This is a genomic window from Daejeonella sp., assembly GCF_044342615.1.
In the GTDB taxonomy this organism is placed as follows: Bacteria; Bacteroidota; Bacteroidia; order Sphingobacteriales; family Sphingobacteriaceae; genus Daejeonella.
In genome coordinates this window covers 1-3,864 of the sequence record NZ_JBIIPN010000190.1, presented here as the reverse complement: position 1 = coordinate 3,864, position 3,864 = coordinate 1, and the positions used below count along the sequence as shown (strand labels likewise).

Here is a 3,864-nt window from a genome sequence, read left to right as displayed (position 1 = left end):
TTGAAATGCTTCTTGTTTGTAAAGAGGCAGAGGGTAATAAATCATACTTGGAATTCCGTTATCGGCCAAATATTTTTGCAATTCATTTCGTTTGCCATTTTTAACTTTCAAAGTATATTGATGAAAAACATGCGTGCTATTCAATTGCCTTTCAGGTATTTCTAATTCATCTACCTCTACGAAAGCCGTATCATAAAATGAAGCCATAGCATTTCGAGCCTGACTATATAAATCTAAATGCTTTATTTTAACGTTTAAAATAGCTGCTTGAATAGTATCCAATCTAGAATTACAGCCTAAGACTTTGTGATAATATTTTTTTTCTTGCCCATGATTGGCAATCATTCTCATTTTTTTTGCTAATTCATCATCATTAGTCATTAATGCTCCTCCATCACCATAGCATCCTAAGTTTTTAGAAGGGAAAAAAGATGTGCTTCCAATATGGCCAATTGTACCTGTCTTTGCTATTCTGCCATCCAAAAATGTATAATCAGCACCGATAGCTTGAGCATTATCTTCAATTACATACAAATTATGTTTTACTGCTAATTTCATAATTGGTTCCATATCGCAGGATTGACCATATAAATGAACAGGAACAATGGCTCTGGTATTAGGAGTAATGGTCTTCTCAATATCACTTGCACTCAAATTGAATGTTTTTGGATCTACATCAACCATTACAGGTGTTAAACCTAATAGTCCAATTACTTCAGCTGTGGCTACATAAGTAAAAGCAGGACAAATTACCTCGTCACCTGGTCTCAAACCCAACGCCATCATCGCAATTTGCAATGAATCTGTACCGTTTGAACAAGGTATAACATGCTTTACACCTAAATATTTTTCTAAATTATTTTGAAATTCTTTTACCGCAGGCCCATTAATAAAAGAAGTACTTGATATACATGAAATTACAGCCTCGTCTATTTCAGTTTTTATTCTATTATATTGACTTTTAAGGTCAACCATTTCAATTTGCATAGGATTAAAGTCTTGCATCAATTAGTGAACGATCTAAAAATGATTTAGTATCAAATATAACAGATGAATTAGATGATTTTAATTTATCTAGTTCGAGTCCTAAAAATACTTGATGTGAGACAGCCAAAATAACACCATCATAGGTATTTTCTATGCTATCGATTAGTTTTATACCGTATTCTTCACCAACTTCATGTTTATCAGCATGTGGGTCAAATACATCAACATCGATATTAAACTGTTGTAATTCCTTTACGATATCAATAACTTTTGAATTCCGTATATCTGGGCAATCTTCTTTAAAGGTAATCCCCAAAACCAAAACCTTAGATTTTGAAATCACATGGTTTTTTGCTATCAAGAGTTTAACCAGCTTGTTTGCTACAAACATCCCCATATTATCATTAACCCTTCTTCCAGATAAAATCACTTGTGGATGATATCCCAAACTTTCTGCTTTATGAGCCAAGTAATAGGGATCTACACCAATGCAATGCCCTCCAACAAGTCCTGGCTTATACTTTAAAAAATTCCATTTAGTACCCGCCGCATCCAAAACATCATTGGTATCAATACCCATGCGATCAAAAATCAAAGCCAATTCATTAACAAATGAAATATTAACATCTCGCTGTGCATTTTCTATCGCTTTAGATGCCTCGGCAACTTTAAGGCTAGGAGCTTTGTGAGTTCCTGCTTCAATTATGCTTCTGTATAAACTATCAACTATTTCTGCAATTTCTATCGTAGATCCAGAGGTAACTTTCTTGATTTTAGTTAAAGTATTAACCTTATCACCTGGATTAATTCGTTCAGGTGAATAACCACAATAAAAATCAGAATTATACTTTAAACCAGAATATTGTTCTAAGACTGGAACACAGTCCTCTTCCGTACAACCAGGATAAACTGTAGATTCATAAATTACGATATCACCCTTTTTTATCACTTTGCCTAACATTTCCGAAGCTTTAAGCAATGGAGTTAAATCGGGTGCTTTAAACTGATCAATAGGTGTGGGTACCGTTACAATAAAAACATTATAATTTTTTAATTCATCAGTGTTAGCAGAAAAATTTAGACCCAAATCAACATCTGATTTTGCCAAATCCATAGCATGCTTCAAACCAATAAGATCTGCCTCATTCGTACGATCATTTAAAAGATTTAGCTCTTCAATTCTAGATCGATTTATATCAAAGCCTAAAACCTTGTATTTTTTACCAAATTCAATGGCTAAGGGTAAACCAACATATCCTAATCCGATAATGGCAATCTTATAATCACTTTGTTTCATTGATGAGTTTTAAATATAATTTTGAATGATGTATTTGGCTATGGACAATGATGCCGTTGCACCAGGTGAAGGGGCATTAAGAACATGAATTTGATTGTTTTCTTTTACAATATTAAAATCCATAATTAACTCACCTTTTGGACTAATTGCTTGAGCCCTAACTCCTGCAGTACCTCCCTTGACAAACATGTGCTCTTCAATATCAGGAATTAGCTTTTTAGATTTAACAACAAAAGCGCCTTTTGATAAAGAACTTAAAAATTCGCCCATGGCAAATCTCGTATTCTTGGCAAAAAAGTTAAGAAATCCTTTATATGTCAAAGAATCAAAAGTATCAATTAAAGAAAAATCAGTGTTCTTATAACCCTCCCTTTTTAATGCCAAAACAGCATTTGGCCCAACTTCTCTACCGCCATTGACCATTCTTGTGAAATGAACCCCCAAAAAAGGGTATTTGGGGTCAGGCACTGGATAAATCAAATGATTAACCAAATGCTTATATTCTTCAGCAATGTGCATGTACTCTCCTCTAAAAGGAACAATTTTAATTGGACTCTTTTTAAATGTCAAATTAGAATAGGTTCTGTCAGCGAATAATCCTGAGCAGTTGATTACCAAATCAAAAGTTTGTTCATTTTTCTCAGATTTTAATAAAGTCGAGTTTCCATTTGAAGTCGTAAGCCCTAGCACTTTATTATTTGTATAAATTTTACCGCCAGAATTGATAATATATCGAGCCATCACATCCATCACTTGCTTATAATCAACAATTCCTTCTTCTGGCACCAAAAGTGCTTTTTTTGCACTAACGTTTGGCTCACGCTGTTTAAGCTCTTCTTGATTAAGAAATTTCAATCCTTTTAAACCATTTTTTGCTCCTCGATCCGCTAGGTTATCCAATAATCCTATCTCTCTATCATCTGAGGCAACAACAATTTTTCCACAAACTTCATGATTGATTCCATTTCTTTCGCAAAACGAAATCATTTCCCGAATTCCATCAACCGCCAATTTTGCTTTAAGAGAGCCTGGCTGGTAATATAATCCACAATGTAATACGCCACTATTATTACCTGATTGATGCTTCCCTATACCATCTTCTTTTTCAAATAGAGTAACTTTATAATTAGGATGCGAAATACTTAGTTCATATCCTAATGCTAAACCAAGTATTCCACCACCAATAATTGCAACTTCTTTCATTTAATATCTTTAAAACTGCACACTAAAAGCGCAATGACACCCTCTACTTTTTAAGTTTTATAAAATTTTAAGAAATTTAGTAATCAAAATATGACTGGAAATTAAAGATTTACGTTTCCTTAAAAACACTCTTTTTTAGTCTGATCTACAATAGTATAAAAAATCAGAACTATATAGATAGTGATTAATAAGAAAACAGAGCTTTAGAAACCAGCCTACAAAACAATTACTGTGTTATGCTCTGAAAAACTCGTCTACCAATAAGTCCAATTATGACTAAAAACCCAGCTAAAAACCCTCCTAGAAAAATACCCTTTACCTTCCCAAACTTTTCCACTGCTAAAGGTAATATCGGCTTGTCAATTACCTGTATCAAT

3 protein-coding genes are annotated in these 3,864 nt (G+C 33.4%); all 3 read right to left on the bottom strand.

What is annotated here, in order from left to right; translation table 11 throughout:
* Nucleotides 1–1,005: DegT/DnrJ/EryC1/StrS family aminotransferase (locus ACIQ0D_RS12035; protein WP_395805950.1), on the bottom strand; the 1,005-nt coding region annotated here is incomplete at its 3' end.
* A complete protein-coding gene (locus ACIQ0D_RS12030) occupies nt 992–2,284 on the bottom strand; it encodes a nucleotide sugar dehydrogenase (RefSeq protein ID WP_395805948.1) in 1,293 nt (430 codons plus the stop codon). The genes ACIQ0D_RS12030 and ACIQ0D_RS12035, both read right to left, overlap by 14 nt.
* Nucleotides 2,285–2,293: 9 nt before the next feature.
* On the bottom strand, nt 2,294–3,487 hold the full coding sequence (lhgO, locus tag ACIQ0D_RS12025; RefSeq protein WP_395805946.1) for an L-2-hydroxyglutarate oxidase: 1,194 nt from the start codon (nt 3,485–3,487) through the stop codon (nt 2,294–2,296).
* Between the last annotated feature and the right edge of the window lie 377 nt (nt 3,488–3,864).

What these genes read in the sequence shown, in the direction of transcription:
- lhgO (WP_395805946.1), bottom strand. Translation starts at nt 3,487, where the DNA reads ATGAAAGAAGTTGCAATTATTGGTGGTGGAATACTTGGTTTAGCATTA.
- ACIQ0D_RS12030 (WP_395805948.1), bottom strand. Translation starts at nt 2,284, where the DNA reads ATGAAACAAAGTGATTATAAGATTGCCATTATCGGATTAGGATATGTT.